The sequence below is a fragment of the Pannonibacter carbonis genome (assembly GCF_003012935.1).
Lineage (GTDB): Bacteria > Pseudomonadota > Alphaproteobacteria > Rhizobiales > Stappiaceae > Pannonibacter > Pannonibacter carbonis.
In genome coordinates this window covers 428,757-442,799 of the sequence record NZ_PUDR01000001.1, presented here as the reverse complement: position 1 = coordinate 442,799, position 14,043 = coordinate 428,757, and the positions used below count along the sequence as shown (strand labels likewise).

The window sequence follows — 14,043 nt, the reverse complement described above, 5'->3', positions numbered from 1 at the left end:
GGGTTCCGGGCGGGGCCTTCTTTCTCGCGACTTGCGTCAAACGAACAGGTTGACCAGGCTTTCCAGATATTCCTGACGGCCTGACTTCGGCTGCGGCTCGAGGTTGGTTGCGTGCACGCGGTCTGCCAGGGCTTCCAGCGTCACGTTCCCCTTCAGGATCTCGGCGTTCTCCGGCTTGTCCCAACCGGCGTAGCGGTCCTTGACGAAGCCGCCGAGACGGCCATCCTCGATCATGGCAGCTGCTGCCAGTAGGCCGCGCGCGATGGCGTCGGCAGAGCCCACGTGAGCCTGGATCAGATCGACGGCGTCGATCGACTGACGGCGGATCTTGCTGTCGAAGTTGGTGCCGCCGGTGGTGAAGCCGCCGCCTTTCAGGATCTCGTAATAGGCCAGCGCCATCTCCGGCACGTTCATGGCGAACTGGTCAGTATCCCAGCCCGACTGATAGTCGTTCCGGTTCATGTCGACCGAACCGAAGATGCCCAATGCGTTTGCAAGCGCCAGCTCATGCTCGAAGGAGTGGCCGGCAAGGATCGCGTGGCCTTGTTCGATGTTGACCTTGACCTCGTTTTCCAGGCCATAGGCCTTGAGGAAACCGAAGACCGTGGCGACGTCGAAGTCGTACTGGTGCTTGGTCGGCTCCTGCGGCTTCGGCTCGATCAGGATGGCGCCCTTGAAGCCGGTGCGGTGCTTGTACTCCACCACCATGGACAGGAAGCGGCCGAGCTGGTCCAGCTCGCGCTTCAGGTCGGTGTTGAGCAGGGTCTCATAGCCTTCACGGCCGCCCCAGAGCACGTAGTTCGCGCCGCCGAGGCGGTGCGTCACGTCCATGGCGTTCTTCACCTGGGCCGCGCCATAGGCGAAGACATCCGGGTCCGGGTTGGTCGCCGCGCCGCCCATGAAGCGGCGGTTGGAGAACAGGTTTGCCGTGCCCCAGAGCAGCTTGACGCCGCTGTCCGCCATCTTGCGCTCGAAGATGTCGGCGATGGCGTTCACATTGGCGTTGCTTTCGGCCAGCGTTGCGCCTTCCGGCGCAATGTCGCGGTCGTGGAACGTGAAGAACGGCATGTCCAGAAGCTGGAACATCTCGAAGGCGACATCCGCCTTGAGCTTTGCCTGTTCCATCGGATCACCAGCGGCCATCCACTTGCGCTGGAACGTGTCACCACCGAACGGATCACCACCCGGCCAGCAGAAGGAATGCCAGTAACAGATGGCGAGGCGCAGGTGGTCTTCCATGCGCTTGCCCAGGACCACGCGGTCCTTGTCGTAGTAGCGATATCCGTAGGGGTCGCGGGCGTCCGGACCGACAAAGCGGACCGGCTCCAGGCCGTCGAAAAATCCAGTGGCCACGTCAGATCTCCTTCATTGCAGGATAGAGGTTCCGCCAGCGCCGATAGGCATCGGCATAGGCAGAACGGAGGTCGGGATTGGGGTCGATGCTGGCCGCCAGCGGCGGCGTGAAGAAGGTGGCCGGGTCGTAGCCGTCGGCCGCCGCCTGTCCGAGGCGGGCAGCACCCAGGGCCGCGCCGAAATCGCCGTCCTGCGGCACGTCAACGGTGACACCCAGAACTGTGGCAATGATCTCCAGCCACGTGCGCGAGCGGGAGCCACCGCCAACAGCCGTCACGCGCGTGACGCTGCTGCCGGCCGCTGTGAGGGCGCCGAGGCAATCCATCAGCGCGAAGGCGACGCCATCGAGCACCGCATGGGTCAGATCCGCCTCGCCGGTCTCATGGGCCAGACCCTGGAAGCCGCCGCGGATCGCCACGTCATTGTGCGGGGTCCGCTCGCCGCCAAGATAAGGCATGAACTGCACCGCCGATGGGCCCTTGAGGCCGGTGACCATGGCCGTCAGCTCGGCGGCCGGCCGGCGCAGGATCTTTGACAGCCAGTTGAGGCTGTCGGTGGCCGATAGGATCACGCCCATCTGGTGCCAGGTATTGGGAACGGCATGGCAGAAGGCATGCACCGCGCTGGCGACATTGGGCGAGAAGCGGTCGTTGGTGACAAACAGCACGCCGGAGGTGCCGAGCGAGACGAAGGCCGAGCCCGGCTTGACGGCGCCGACGCCGCAAGCAGACGCAGCATTGTCGCCGCCGCCCCCTGCCACCACCGGGGCCTGTGTCATGCCCCAGCGCGCGGCCAGCTCCGGTCGCAGACGGCCGCTGGCATCCGATCCCTCGACCAGCCGGGGCATATGTTCCCGGGTCAGGCCGGTTGCCGCCAGCAATGGCTCCGACCAGTCGCGGGCCGCCACGTCCAGCCACAACGTGCCGGCGCTGTCCGACATCTCGCCGACATGGTCGCCGGTGAGACGCAGCCGCACGTAGTCTTTCGGCAGCAGCGCCTTGGCGACCTTCGCGAAGATGTGCGGCTCGTTCTCGCGCACCCATTGCAGCTTGGGCGCGGTGAAGCCGGGCATGACCCGGTTGCCGCCGAGGGTCAGGAAGCGCGGCTCACGCGCCTCCAGCCCGGTGCACTGGCTGGCCGAGCGTCCGTCGTTCCAAAGGATGCAGGGGCGCAGCGGCCGGTCGGCAGCGTCCAGCAGGGTTGCGCCATGCATGTGGCCCGAGAGGCCGATGCCGCGAACGGCCGCCATCTCGCGCTGAAACCGGTGGCTGAGGTCATCCAGTGTCGCCTCGACGCCGGTCCACCAGCTGTCCGGATCCTGTTCCGACCAGCCAGGATGAGGGCGGGAGACATCGAGATGGGCGCTGGCCGAGGCAACAGGGCGCTGGTCGTCGTCCAGCAGCACCGCCTTGACGGAACTGGTGCCGATATCGAGGCCGATGAACATGAGGTGCGTTCCTCAAAACTGGTCCAAGAGAACCCCGGGCCTGCGAACCACGTCGGGTTCCGGCGCCGGGGAGCCTTGTCTTAACGGGTTTGGAGGCAGCCGGAAAGTCCGGCTGTCGGGGTCACAACAGCGCAGCTTTCAGGCGGCTTCGGCATCTTCTGCCATGGCGCCGGGGCCAGGCTTTGCACCCGGAGGGCACTTGCCCAGGATGATCATGCCGAGCACTTCGTCCTTGGTCACGTCTTCCGTGCGGGCGGTGCCGACCACACGGCCGTTCTTCATCACGGTCAGACGGTCGCACAGCTCAAACACGTCTTCGATGTCGTGGCTGATGAGGAAGATGCCGAGGCCCTGGCGCTTCAGCTCCTGGATCAGCTCGCCCACCATCTGCGTCTCGTGCACGCCGAGCGCCGCAGTCGGCTCATCCATGATCAGGATGCGCGCGTTGAAATAGACCGCCCGGGCAATGGCCACTGACTGGCGCTGGCCACCGGAGAGGGCTTTTACCGGAACCTTGAACTTCTTGAAGTTCGGGTTGAGCTTACTCATGATCTTGCGCGTTTCGGCTTCCATCTGGTCGTCATTGACGAAGCCGAACGGCGTCACCAGCTCGCGGCCGAGAAACAGGTTCGATGCCGCGTCGAGATTGTCCGCCAGCGCCAGTGTCTGGTAGATCGTCTCGATGTTGTAGGAGCGGGCATCGCGCGGGCTGTTGATCGTGGCCGGCTTGCCATCGATGCGGATTTCGCCGCTGTCCGGACGGTAGGCGCCGGACAGGATCTTGATCAGCGTCGACTTGCCGGCGCCATTGTGACCGAGCAGACCCACCACTTCGCCGGGATAGAGATCCACATAGGCGTGGTCCACGGCATGCACCCCGCCAAACGAGATGCAGATGTCTTCCATTTCGACCAGTGGCGTTCCGCCGTGGCCAGGCTTTTTAACAAGAGGCGCGGCCATGGCTCAGTCTCCCGTGCGCTTGCGGTAAAGGATGTCGACGAGGACGGCGAGGACCAGAACGATGCCGACGACGATGCTCTGCAGCGGGGCGTCAACCCCGACCATGGCCATGCCGGATTGCAACGACTGCATGATCAGTGCGCCGAGAATGGCGCCATAGATGGTGCCGATGCCGCCGGAGAGGGCCGTGCCGCCGATGACGGCAGCGGCGATGACGCGCAGTTCGTCCAGCGTGCCGATATCGTTGGTCGAGAACCCGAGGCGGGCAGAGGCAACGGCTGCAGACAGGGCACAGAGGCCGCCCATCAGGGCAAACACCTTCACCGTCAGCAGGCGGGTGTTGATGCCTGACAGCTCGGCCGCATCCGGATTGCCACCAGTGGCGAAGACATAGCGGCCGAAGCGGGTGCGCCGGGCAACAATCGTCATCGCAATGGCAACGATGATCAGCAGAAGCACCGAGATGGGGATGCCGTAACCCATGACCAGACCCTCGGGCATGGTCTGTCCTTGCGCGGCGAACATGCGCTGCAGGCGCTGCGTCGGGATATCTGCGGCATTGAGAACGGCCACGAAGCCCAGGATTGCGGCGCTGATGATCACGGCCATGGTCACTTCGGCCCAGACAGGCTTGACCGGGAACCCATGCGCGGCGCGGCGGCGGCGTGCCGACAGCAGCAGCCAGATCGACGCGGCCACGGCAACAAGTCCGATGATCCACGACCAGGTTTCACCCAGCGTGCCGCCGGCGCCGCCCATCATGGCGAAGGTTTCGTCCAGCGGACCGATGGTCTGGCCATCGGTGATGAACCAGGCGGCATTGCGCCAGACGAGCAGGCCGCCGAGTGTCACGATGAAGGCAGGGATGCCGAGATAGCCGACCATCCAGCCCTGGAATGCGCCGATCACAGCGCCGACGACCAGGCCGACGACAAGTGCAATGATCCAGATCGACGGATTGCCAAGACCCAGGCCAAGCGTTGTCGGAAGAACCTGCGTCTGCATCACGGCCATCACCGCCGCAACCGTGGCCAGCAGTGAGCCGACCGACAGGTCAATGTGACGCGTGACGATGATGAACACCATTCCGGTCGCCATGATCGCGACGGAAACGGTCTGGATCGTGAGGTTGAAGATGTTGCGCGGCGTCAGGAACCGGCCATCCGTGAAGATGTTGAACGCAATGCACAGCACCACGAACGCACCGATCATGCCGAGCAGCCGGGTGTCGAGTTGCAATGCGGATACGAGGGATCTGGCTGTCGGGGTCTTGGACCCGGACAGGGTGGCATCGGACATCGGAATGCTCCTGAATATCGCTGGTCGCCGGTGGCCTGATAAGAGCGCGTGACGCAAGGGCAGTCAACACGGCACTCGTGCTTGAGTTCAGGCGCGTCCGGATATCACGCTGCCCCGGTGTGAGCCGGGGCAGCGGAAAAAGACCTGGAAGGTCTTAGTTGCAGGGGGCCGGGCCGCCCGACACGCCCTGGCACAGGGCGTCCTTGGAAATCCAGCCGGCGTCAACGACGACGTTCAGATTGTCCTTGGTGACGGCGATCGGGGTCAGGAAGCGGGCGGTCAGCTCGTTGCCGCTGCCCGACTTCCACATGGTTGCGCCGTCGACGTCGCCGAGCTTGCCGCCCTTGGCCAGAGCCACGGCAACTTCAGCTGCGGTCTTGCCGAGTTCGCGTGCGTCCTTCCAGACGGACACGGTCTGGGTGCCCTTGGCGATGCGGTTCAGGGCGGCGGCGTCGCCATCCTGACCGGAGACCGGGGTGCCTTCCATGCCCTGGGCCGCAAGAGCTGCCACGGCGCCACCAGCGGTGCCGTCGTTCGAAGCCACGACCGCATCGACCTTGTTGTCGTTGGCGGTGAGGATCTGCTCCATGTTGCGCTGGGCGTTGGCCGGCAGCCAGCCGTCGGTGTAGGCTTCGCCGACGATCTTGATCTTGCCGCTGTCGATTGCAGCCTGCAGGACTTCCTGCTGGCCGCCACGCAGGAAGTCTGCGTTCGGGTCAGTGGCCGAGCCCTTGATCATGACGTAGTTGCCTTCCGGCTTCGCCTTCAGGATCTCGCGAGCCTGCATGCGGCCCACTTCAATGTTGTCGAAGGTCAGATAGAAGGCGCGCGGATCGTCGATCAGACGGTCATAGCCGACGACCGGAATGCCTTCATCGGCAGCGGCCTGAACGGCCGGGCCGATCGCCTGTGCGTCCTGGGCAAGGATGATCAGGGCGGTGGCGCCCTGTGCGATCAGCGCTTCGACGTCGGAGAGCTGCTTGGCGGAAGAGCTCTGGGCGTCTGCGGAAATATACTTGGCGCCAGCGGCTTCGAGGGCGGCCTTGATGGCGGCTTCATCGGTTTTCCAGCGTTCTTCCTGGAAGTTCGACCAGCTTACGCCGACAACGATATCCTGGGCTTTGGCGGCAGTCAGAGCGGTCGCAGACAGAAGCGCTCCCGCGACGAGTACGGCAATCTTGCGCATAGCGGTGTTTCCTCCTAAAGGCGCCGCCCTTCTCCCGGCAGCACCTCCTTTTTTCCCTGAGGGATTGAGAGCACCCTCCTGTGCTCAGGCGCTCGATCTATTTTTTTTGGCGCCCGAAAAAAAGTTGCTCCATCTCTTTGCTCCTGTCAACATGCTTTTCGAAACGGTAGACCCGTTTCAGAACTCGACGACCATGCCGGCAAACAGAATCGGCAGGACACGGGCGGAAACACGAGGGAAGAAACGTCATCCCATGACGCAGACAGCGAACAGGGACCAGGTCCGGCTGCGCAACCGCAGCTTGATCCTGCAAACCCTGCGACGAGAAGGGCAAATGGCCAGGATCGATCTCGGGCGGGCAACGCAGCTCAGTCCGGCGACGATCACTGCGATCACGTCCGACATGCTGGAGGAGGGCCTGATTGTCGGCATTGATGCCGATGAACCCAGGGCGCCTCTGGCGCGCGGCCGTCCGCGCAGCCTGCTTGCAATTGATGGCAGTGCCGCGAATGTGATCAGCGTGCGGATCTCGGTCAACCGGATCGATCTCGCCATGGCCGATTTTGCCGGCCAGATTTTCCACAGCCGCAAGGTGTATTACGATGCCACCCTGGCTGACCGAGGCACCTTTCCGGCGACCCTGACCGATGCGGTTCGGGACTTCGTTGCTGCGGCCGGCGTTGACCCGGAAAGCGTGCTCGAGATCGGGGTTGCCTCCCAGGGTATCGTCGATACCAACAAGGGCGAGGTGGTCTGGAGCCCGGCCTTTGCCGGACGCGACATACCTGTCGTCGGTCCGTTGCAGGAAGCGTTTTCCGCAAGGGTGACCCTGTCCAACGACACCAACATGATCACCGAGGCGCTGCACTGGTCCGATCCCGAGCGCTACAGCGGCACCTTTGCCGTCATCATGGTCGACTACGGCGTCGGCATGGGGCTGTTTCTGGATGATCATCTGTTTGTCGGGGCCAGTGGGGCAGCCGCCGAAATCGGTCATGCCAACCACATTCCGGGCGGTGCCCGTTGCCGTTGCGGCCGCAGCGGTTGCCTTGAGGCCTATCTGGCTGACTACGCCTTGCTGCGCATGACGCAGGCCCTGCCGGATGTCACGGATCCGGCCTCCATGCCCGTCACCGCGAACACCTTCGAGGAGCTGCATGAGCGGGCGGAGGCGGGCGATGCGCAGGTAATCGGCGCGTTGCTTCAGGCGGGAACGGCGCTCGGCTATGGCGTTGCGCGGCTGCTGGCTGTCATTGACCCGGCCCGCATCGTGCTCACCGGTGCCGGTATCCGGGCCTATCCCTTTATGGAACAAGCCATGCACACGGCTCTGGAGGACGCGCTGGTGGAGGACCTGCGCCGTTCGCTGACCATCGACGTTGTGCCCTGGAACGAGGATTTCATCCGCCGTGGCCTGATTGCCCAGGCCATGCGGCGGCTGGACGAAACACTTGTGATCGCAACACGCCGCGTCCGCACGGGCCGCAGTTCCCTGGCTCCATGAGGCAAGGGAACATCAGAGAGCCTTGATCGACGCCGGCCGCAGGGGAGGAGACTGCTGCCATGAACCGATACATGACCCGCGAGATTGCCAGACGCGGCCGTGACCACCTGATGGTGCTCCTTTGCGCCGGGGCGCTGATGTCGTCCGGTCCGGTTGCGGCGCAAAGCTGGAGCGAGCGGCATCTGGATCGCCCGCTGTCCTTTGATGAACTGCGAGAGGACCTCAAGACCGAAGCCGCAAGACAAGACACGAAGCGGCTGGAGGAGCTGATCGCCGAAGGTCAGCGGCTGTTCGAGGCGCGGTTTATCCGGGCAGAGGGCGCGGGCCGGCCGATGGCGACCCAGGCGATCGTGCCAACCCGGCGCAAGCGCCCGGCCGAGACGACCTTCAACCGGCTTCCCGGCCCTGACGCCAGCGCCTGTTCGGGGTGTCACAACCAGCCGGTGACCGGCGGCGCTGGAGATTTTGTCGCCAATGTCTTCGTTTCCGAAGGCTTCGAGAGTGCCGATTTCGACACGACCGACCCGCAATTCTCCAATGAGCGCGGCACCAACATCCTGCAAGGGGCGGGGCTTGTCGAACTGCTCGCCCGTGAAATGACCGTGGAACTGCAGGGCCAGCGGCGCGACGCCCTGCGGCAGGCGCGGCAGTCGGGCGAGCCGGTGACGGTCGCCCTTTCCACAAAGGACGTTGCCTTCGGCAAGTTGACGGCCCATCCCGATGGCACGCTGGATGTGACGGCTATCGACGGCATCGATCCGGACCTGGTGTTGCGCCCCTTCAGCCAGAAAGGTGTCTTCGCTTCCTTGCGCCAGTTCACGGTCAATGCCCTCAACGTGCATCACGGCATCCAGGCAACGGAGCGATTCGGCGCGCAATGGACCGGCAGTTCCGACTTCGACATGGACGGCGTTCCTGACGAGATTGATACGGGACATGTGTCGGCGCTCGTCGCCTTTCAGGCCGCACTGCCGGCGCCGGGACGCCGGAGGGACCTGCCAGACGATTGGTCGGTTGCCGCTGCCGAGGGCGAGAAGGCCTTCGCTGACATTGGCTGTGTGTCCTGCCATCGCCCGGCGTTGCCGCTCGAAAGCCTGGCTTTCTCTGATCCCGGTCCCTTCGAAGGCGCAGGAACCTTGCGGGCACAGGATGTCAGCGATCCACTCGTTTTGAACCTTGCCGCTCTCGATTGGGTCAAGCGCCTGCCGCGCGACGACAAGGGACGTGTCCTGGTGCCGCTGTTCGGCGATCTCAAGCGTCACCGTATTGCGGACGCCCAGACAGACGAACTTGGCAACGAACTTCTGGGTCAGCGCTTTGTCGACCGCGACGTGTTCATCACCGCCGAATTATGGGGCGTCGGCAACACGGCGCCCTACGGCCATCGCGGCGATATAACCACGCTCAATGAAGTGATCCTCGCCCATGGAGGCCGTGCTGCTCGGGTCCGCGATGCCTATGCCGCGCTTCCCGAAGTCCAGCAGCAATCGATCATTGCCTTCCTGCGCACGCTCGAGGTGGCCAAATGAAATCCTCCTTCCTGACCCTTCTGGCGGCCTCGCTGGCCGTGGCCGCACTGCCCGCTCGGGCTGAGGATCGCGCCGTATCGCTCGCCCCGGTGCCGGCCTTTGTCGAACAGGCAGAGGCCGCCGGGATCGCACACCAGTATGATGGCCCCTGGGAGTATTTCGTCGGTGGCGGCGTCGCCATTGCCGACTGCAACGGCGATCGTCGTCCCGACCTGTTTCTTGCCGGCGGCAAGAACCCGGCGGCACTTTACGTCAACGAAAGCCCCACCGGCGGCGCTCTGGCCTTCCGCAAGGTTGACATGGGGCTTGGCGAGAAGGAGCTTGCCCGCGTCACGGGGGCCTATCCGCTCGACTTCGACAATGATGGCAAGGTTGATCTCGTCGTCCTGCGCGTCGGCGAGAACCTCCTGTTGCGCGGCCTTGGCGAATGCCGCTTTGAAGTTGCCAACCGCCAGGTCAAGCTGGATGGCGGCAACGCCTGGAGCACGTCCTTTGCCGCGACTTGGGAGCCGGGCGAGACCTATCCGACGCTTGCCTTCGGCAATTATGTCGACCGGTCCCAGCCCGGATCACCCTGGGGCACATGTCATGACAACATGCTGCACCGGCCTGTTGCCGGCGGGCGCCCGGACTACAGCCAATTCCAGAGCCTGACACCTGGCTACTGCAGCCTGTCGATGCTGTTCACGGACTGGAACCGGTCCGGCGAGCCGGCGCTGCGCATTTCCAATGATCGCCAGTACTATCGCGGCGGCGAAGAGCAGCTCTGGGCCGTGCCGCCTGGCCGCCCGGCGCAGGCCTACCGGCGCGCCGATGGCTGGCGCAAGCTCACCATCTGGGGGATGGGTATTGCCAGCATTGACCTCGATGTCGATGGCTTGCCGGAATATGCGCTGACAAGCATGGGCGACACCAAGCTCCAGAGCCTCGAACCGGAAGGAGACGAACTCGTCCCCGTCTATGCCGACATCGCCTTCGACAAGGGCGTGACGGCGCATCGCCCCTACACAGGAGACGACCTGCGTCCCTCCACCGGCTGGCACTCCGAGTTCCAGGATGTCAACAACGACACCTTGTGGGATCTCTACATCGCCAAGGGCAATGTCGAATCCATGCCTGACTTCGCGGCCTTCGATCCGGACAATTTGCTGCTGGGCCAATGGGATGGCAAGTTCGTGGAAAGTGGCGATGTTGCGGGTCTGGCGTTGCCTCGCCGTGGCCGGGGCGCCGGGTTTGCCGATTTCAACGCCGACGGTCTGCTGGATCTCGTCGTCGTCAATCGGGGCGAGCCGGCCAGCCTGTTCCGGAATGTCGGGGCCGGGGATGCGGTACGGGCGCGGCCACTCGGCAACTGGCTGGCGGTTGAACTCGTCCAGCCCGGCAAGCCGAACCGGAATGCGGTCGGCGCGAAAATCAGCGTGCGCGTCGGCACCAAGTCGATCGAGCGCGACGTCCTCATCGGCGGCGGCCATGCCTCCGGCCAGCTCGGCTTCGTCCATTTCGGCCTTGGCGTTTCGGAACGGGCCCAGGTGCGTGTGCGCTGGCCGGATGGCGAGTGGAGCCATTCCTACCGCGTCTTTGCCAACAACCACGTCGTGATCGAGCGCGGTGCCGAGGCGGCCAAGCTCTGGTTCCCGGAGTGATGCAGCCACCGATCACCGAATTTCGTCGTGTTCTCCTCTGCCCGGCTCTTGCTGCTGGGCAGAGACGTCTTGTCCTGCGGTAAGCTCCCTTGAGGAATTTCAGCAGCTTAGCGGGTATCAAAATCTGACTATCACGTTCATATAATTATCTTTTCGAAAAATATTTGACTGTTTGGACAAATTTTCCTTCAATGCTTCCAGGAAAGCCTGTTCGAGACAAGAAACGGGCACCAGACATAGGTCGCCACCTTCCGGAGATCCTCTCATGACTCAGACCAAGACAGGTCCTGACATCGCGCCCGCGCGCCTGTCGCTGGATCAATACGCCAAAAATTTCTGCGATCTTCACCCGCGGCTCGATCCGCATGAGGCGAGGGTCGAGTCGGATCGCTGCTACTTCTGCTATGACGCGCCCTGCGTCACGGCCTGCCCGACCAGCATCGATATTCCGCTGTTCATCCGCCAGATCTCGACCGGCAACGCCAACGGCGCCGCGCGGACCATCTTCGCGCAGAACATCCTGGGCGGCATGTGCGCCCGCGTTTGCCCGACCGAAACCCTGTGCGAGCAAGCCTGCGTGCGCAACGAAGCAGAAGACAAGCCGGTGAAGATCGGCGAGCTGCAGCGCTTTGCCACCGATCACTACATGGACAATCACGACACTACCCCGTTCACCCGGGGCGAGCCGACGCTGCGCCGCATTGCGGTGGTGGGGGCCGGTCCGGCCGGTCTGTCCTGCGCCCATCGCCTTGCGTCCTATGGCCACGACGTGGTGCTCTATGATTCCCGTTCCAAGGCTGGCGGCCTGAATGAATACGGCATTGCCGCCTACAAGTCGGTCAATGACTTTGCGGCACGCGAAGTCCGCTTCATCCTGTCGATCGGCGGCATTTCCGTGGTCAACGGCCAGACGCTCGGCGAGGATTTCTCGCTGCATCAGTTGCAGCAGGAATATGACGCGGTGTTTCTTGCCATCGGTCTGGCCGGTGTGAACGGCCTGTCCGTTCCCGGCGAGGACTTGTCGGGCGTCGTCGATGCAGTCAGCTACATCGCCGATCTGCGCCAGGCGCAAGACCTCTCCCGCCTGCCGGTTGGCCGCCGCGTTGTCGTCATCGGCGGCGGCATGACGGCGGTCGACATCGCCGTCCAGAGCAAGCTGCTTGGCGCCGAGGATGTCACCATCGCCTATCGCCGTGGCAAGGAAAACATGAACGCCAGCGAGTTCGAACAGGATCTCGCCCAGACCAATGGCGTGCGCATCCTGCACTGGGTCGCGCCGAAGGCGATCATCGGAGCGGACGGCAAGGTCACCGGCATCGACCTTGAACGCACCCGGCTCGACAGCGCCGGCAAACTTTCCGGTACCGGCGAAATCGTGCATCTCGATGCCGACATGGTGTTCAAGGCCGTTGGACAGAAGCTGGAGCCGGCTGGTCTCAACGGTTCGGCTGCCGGCCTCACCCTCGACAAGGGACGCATCGTCGTCGACGCCGACCGCGCCACCTCGCTGCCCAAGGTCTGGGCCGGCGGTGACTGTGTTGCTGGTGGCGAGGACCTGACGGTCGCTGCAGTCGAGGACGGCAAGATTGCCGCCGAAGCCATTCACCGGGCGCTCAGCGCCTGAGCCAGCCGTTATTCGGGAGATCCCATCATGGTTGATCTGAGATCAGATTTCATCGGCATCAAGTCGCCCAACCCGTTCTGGCTGGCCTCCGCGCCGCCGACCGACAAGGAATACAACGTCGTCCGCGCCTTCAAGGCAGGCTGGGGCGGTGTCGTCTGGAAGACGCTTGGCGAGGACCCGCACGTGGTCAACGTCAACGGCCCGCGTTACGGCGCGATCCATGGCAAGGACCGTCAGCTGATCGGCCTCAACAATATCGAGCTGATCACCGACCGTCCGCTCGAGGTGAACCTGCAGGAAATCAAGCGCGTCAAGCGCGACTGGAAGGACCGGGCGTTGATCGTCTCCCTGATGGTTCCTTGCGAGGAAGCCAGTTGGGCCTCGATCCTCAAGCGGGTCGAGGAGACCGAAGCCGATGGCGTCGAGCTGAACTTCGGCTGCCCGCATGGCATGAGCGAGCGCGGCATGGGCGCGGCCGTTGGTCAGGTGCCGGAATATATCGAGATGGTCACCCGCTGGGTGAAGCAGTACACCCGCATGCCGGTGATCGTGAAGCTGACGCCGAACATCACCGACGTGCGCAAGCCGGCCCAGGCGGCCAAGCGCGGCGGTGCGGATGCTGTCTCGCTGATCAATACCATCAACTCCATCGTTGGCGTTGACCTTGATCGCATGGCGCCGACGCCGACTGTCGATGGCAAGGGCTCGCATGGCGGCTATTGCGGCCCGGCCGTGAAGCCGATTGCGCTCAACATGGTCGCCGAGATTGCCCGCGATCCGGCGACACGCGGCCTGCCGATCTCCGGCATCGGCGGCATCACCACCTGGCGCGATGCGGCCGAATTCATTGCCCTTGGTGCTGGCAACGTCCAGGTCTGCACCGCAGCCATGACCTATGGCTTCAAGATCGTCGAGGAGATGATCGAGGGTCTGAAGGACTGGATGGGCGAGGCCGGCTATGAACGTATTTCCGACTTCTCCGGCATGGCCGTGCCGAATGTGTCGGACTGGCAGTATCTGAACCTGAACTACATCGCCAAGGCGAAGATCGATCAGGATCTCTGCATCAAGTGCGGCCGCTGCCACATCGCCTGTGAAGACACCTCGCACCAGGCGATCACCAACCTGGTCGACGGCGCACGCAAGTTCGAGGTCATCGACGCAGAATGCGTCGGCTGCAATCTCTGCGTTTCGGTGTGCCCGGTCGAGAACTGCATCACCATGGAGGCCATGCCCGCCGGCAGCGTTGACCCGCGCACGGGCAAGACCGTCAATCCGGACTACGCCAACTGGACGACCCACCCGAACAACCCCAACGCCCTGCAGGCGGCGGAGTAAGCGGGTCAGCCAGACCGTTCAAGCGAAGGGCGCACTGTTCATCGGTGCGCCCTTCAGGCTTTTGACAGGCCTCTCGTCGTCATCCCGGACGAGAGCGAAGCGGAGATCCGGGACCGGAGAGCCTGGGCTTTGCCGGCCTTAACTGATCGAAATATTGACG

General features: G+C 63.8%; 10 protein-coding genes. 5 read left to right on the top strand and 5 right to left on the bottom strand.

The genetic code is table 11. The annotated features are described in order from the left end of the window. Window positions 1-36: 36 nt before the first annotated feature. From xylA to xylF, 5 genes are all read right to left on the bottom strand, one after another. A complete protein-coding gene (xylA, locus tag C8348_RS01985) occupies window positions 37-1,353 on the bottom strand; it encodes a xylose isomerase (protein WP_106751577.1) in 1,317 nt (438 codons plus the stop codon). A gap of 1 nt (window position 1,354) precedes the next feature. Continuing rightward, window positions 1,355-2,800 carry a xylulokinase gene (gene xylB, locus C8348_RS01980; RefSeq protein WP_106751576.1) on the bottom strand — a complete coding sequence of 482 codons (1,446 nt, stop codon included), beginning with the start codon at window positions 2,798-2,800 and terminating at the stop codon, window positions 1,355-1,357. 138 nt (window positions 2,801-2,938) lie between these two features. Next, the gene (locus tag C8348_RS01975) at window positions 2,939-3,760 is read right to left on the bottom strand and encodes an ATP-binding cassette domain-containing protein (RefSeq protein WP_208983443.1); all 822 of its coding nucleotides are present in this window, start codon (window positions 3,758-3,760) and stop codon (window positions 2,939-2,941) included. Window positions 3,761-3,763: 3 nt separating this feature from the next. Continuing rightward, entirely contained in the window at window positions 3,764-5,059 is a 1,296-nt protein-coding gene (locus tag C8348_RS01970) for a sugar ABC transporter permease (protein WP_106751575.1), read from the bottom strand. 154 nt (window positions 5,060-5,213) lie between these two features. Next, a complete protein-coding gene (xylF, locus tag C8348_RS01965; RefSeq protein WP_106751574.1) occupies window positions 5,214-6,245 on the bottom strand; it encodes a D-xylose ABC transporter substrate-binding protein in 1,032 nt (343 codons plus the stop codon). 334 nt (window positions 6,246-6,579) lie between these two features. On the opposite strand from xylF, the gene C8348_RS01960 reads away from it, so the two are divergent. The 5 genes from C8348_RS01960 (at window position 6,580) to preA (ending at window position 13,883) form a co-directional block, all read left to right on the top strand. Then, window positions 6,580-7,749 (top strand): ROK family protein, encoded by a 1,170-nt coding sequence (locus C8348_RS01960; RefSeq protein ID WP_208983442.1) that lies wholly within the window; start codon window positions 6,580-6,582, stop codon window positions 7,747-7,749. A gap of 59 nt (window positions 7,750-7,808) precedes the next feature. Beyond that, a complete protein-coding gene (locus C8348_RS01955; RefSeq protein ID WP_244293912.1) occupies window positions 7,809-9,278 on the top strand; it encodes a di-heme oxidoredictase family protein in 1,470 nt (489 codons plus the stop codon). Beyond that, window positions 9,275-10,921 carry a CRTAC1 family protein gene (locus C8348_RS01950; protein ID WP_106751572.1) on the top strand — a complete coding sequence of 549 codons (1,647 nt, stop codon included), beginning with the start codon at window positions 9,275-9,277 and terminating at the stop codon, window positions 10,919-10,921. Before C8348_RS01955 ends, C8348_RS01950 begins: the two co-directional genes overlap by 4 nt. A gap of 265 nt (window positions 10,922-11,186) precedes the next feature. Further along, window positions 11,187-12,545, top strand: coding sequence for an NAD(P)-dependent oxidoreductase (locus C8348_RS01945; RefSeq protein WP_106751571.1), 1,359 nt, complete (start codon window positions 11,187-11,189; stop codon window positions 12,543-12,545). Window positions 12,546-12,572: 27 nt separating this feature from the next. Continuing rightward, entirely contained in the window at window positions 12,573-13,883 is a 1,311-nt protein-coding gene (gene preA, locus C8348_RS01940; RefSeq protein ID WP_106751570.1) for an NAD-dependent dihydropyrimidine dehydrogenase subunit PreA, read from the top strand. Window positions 13,884-14,043: the final 160 nt, after the last annotated feature.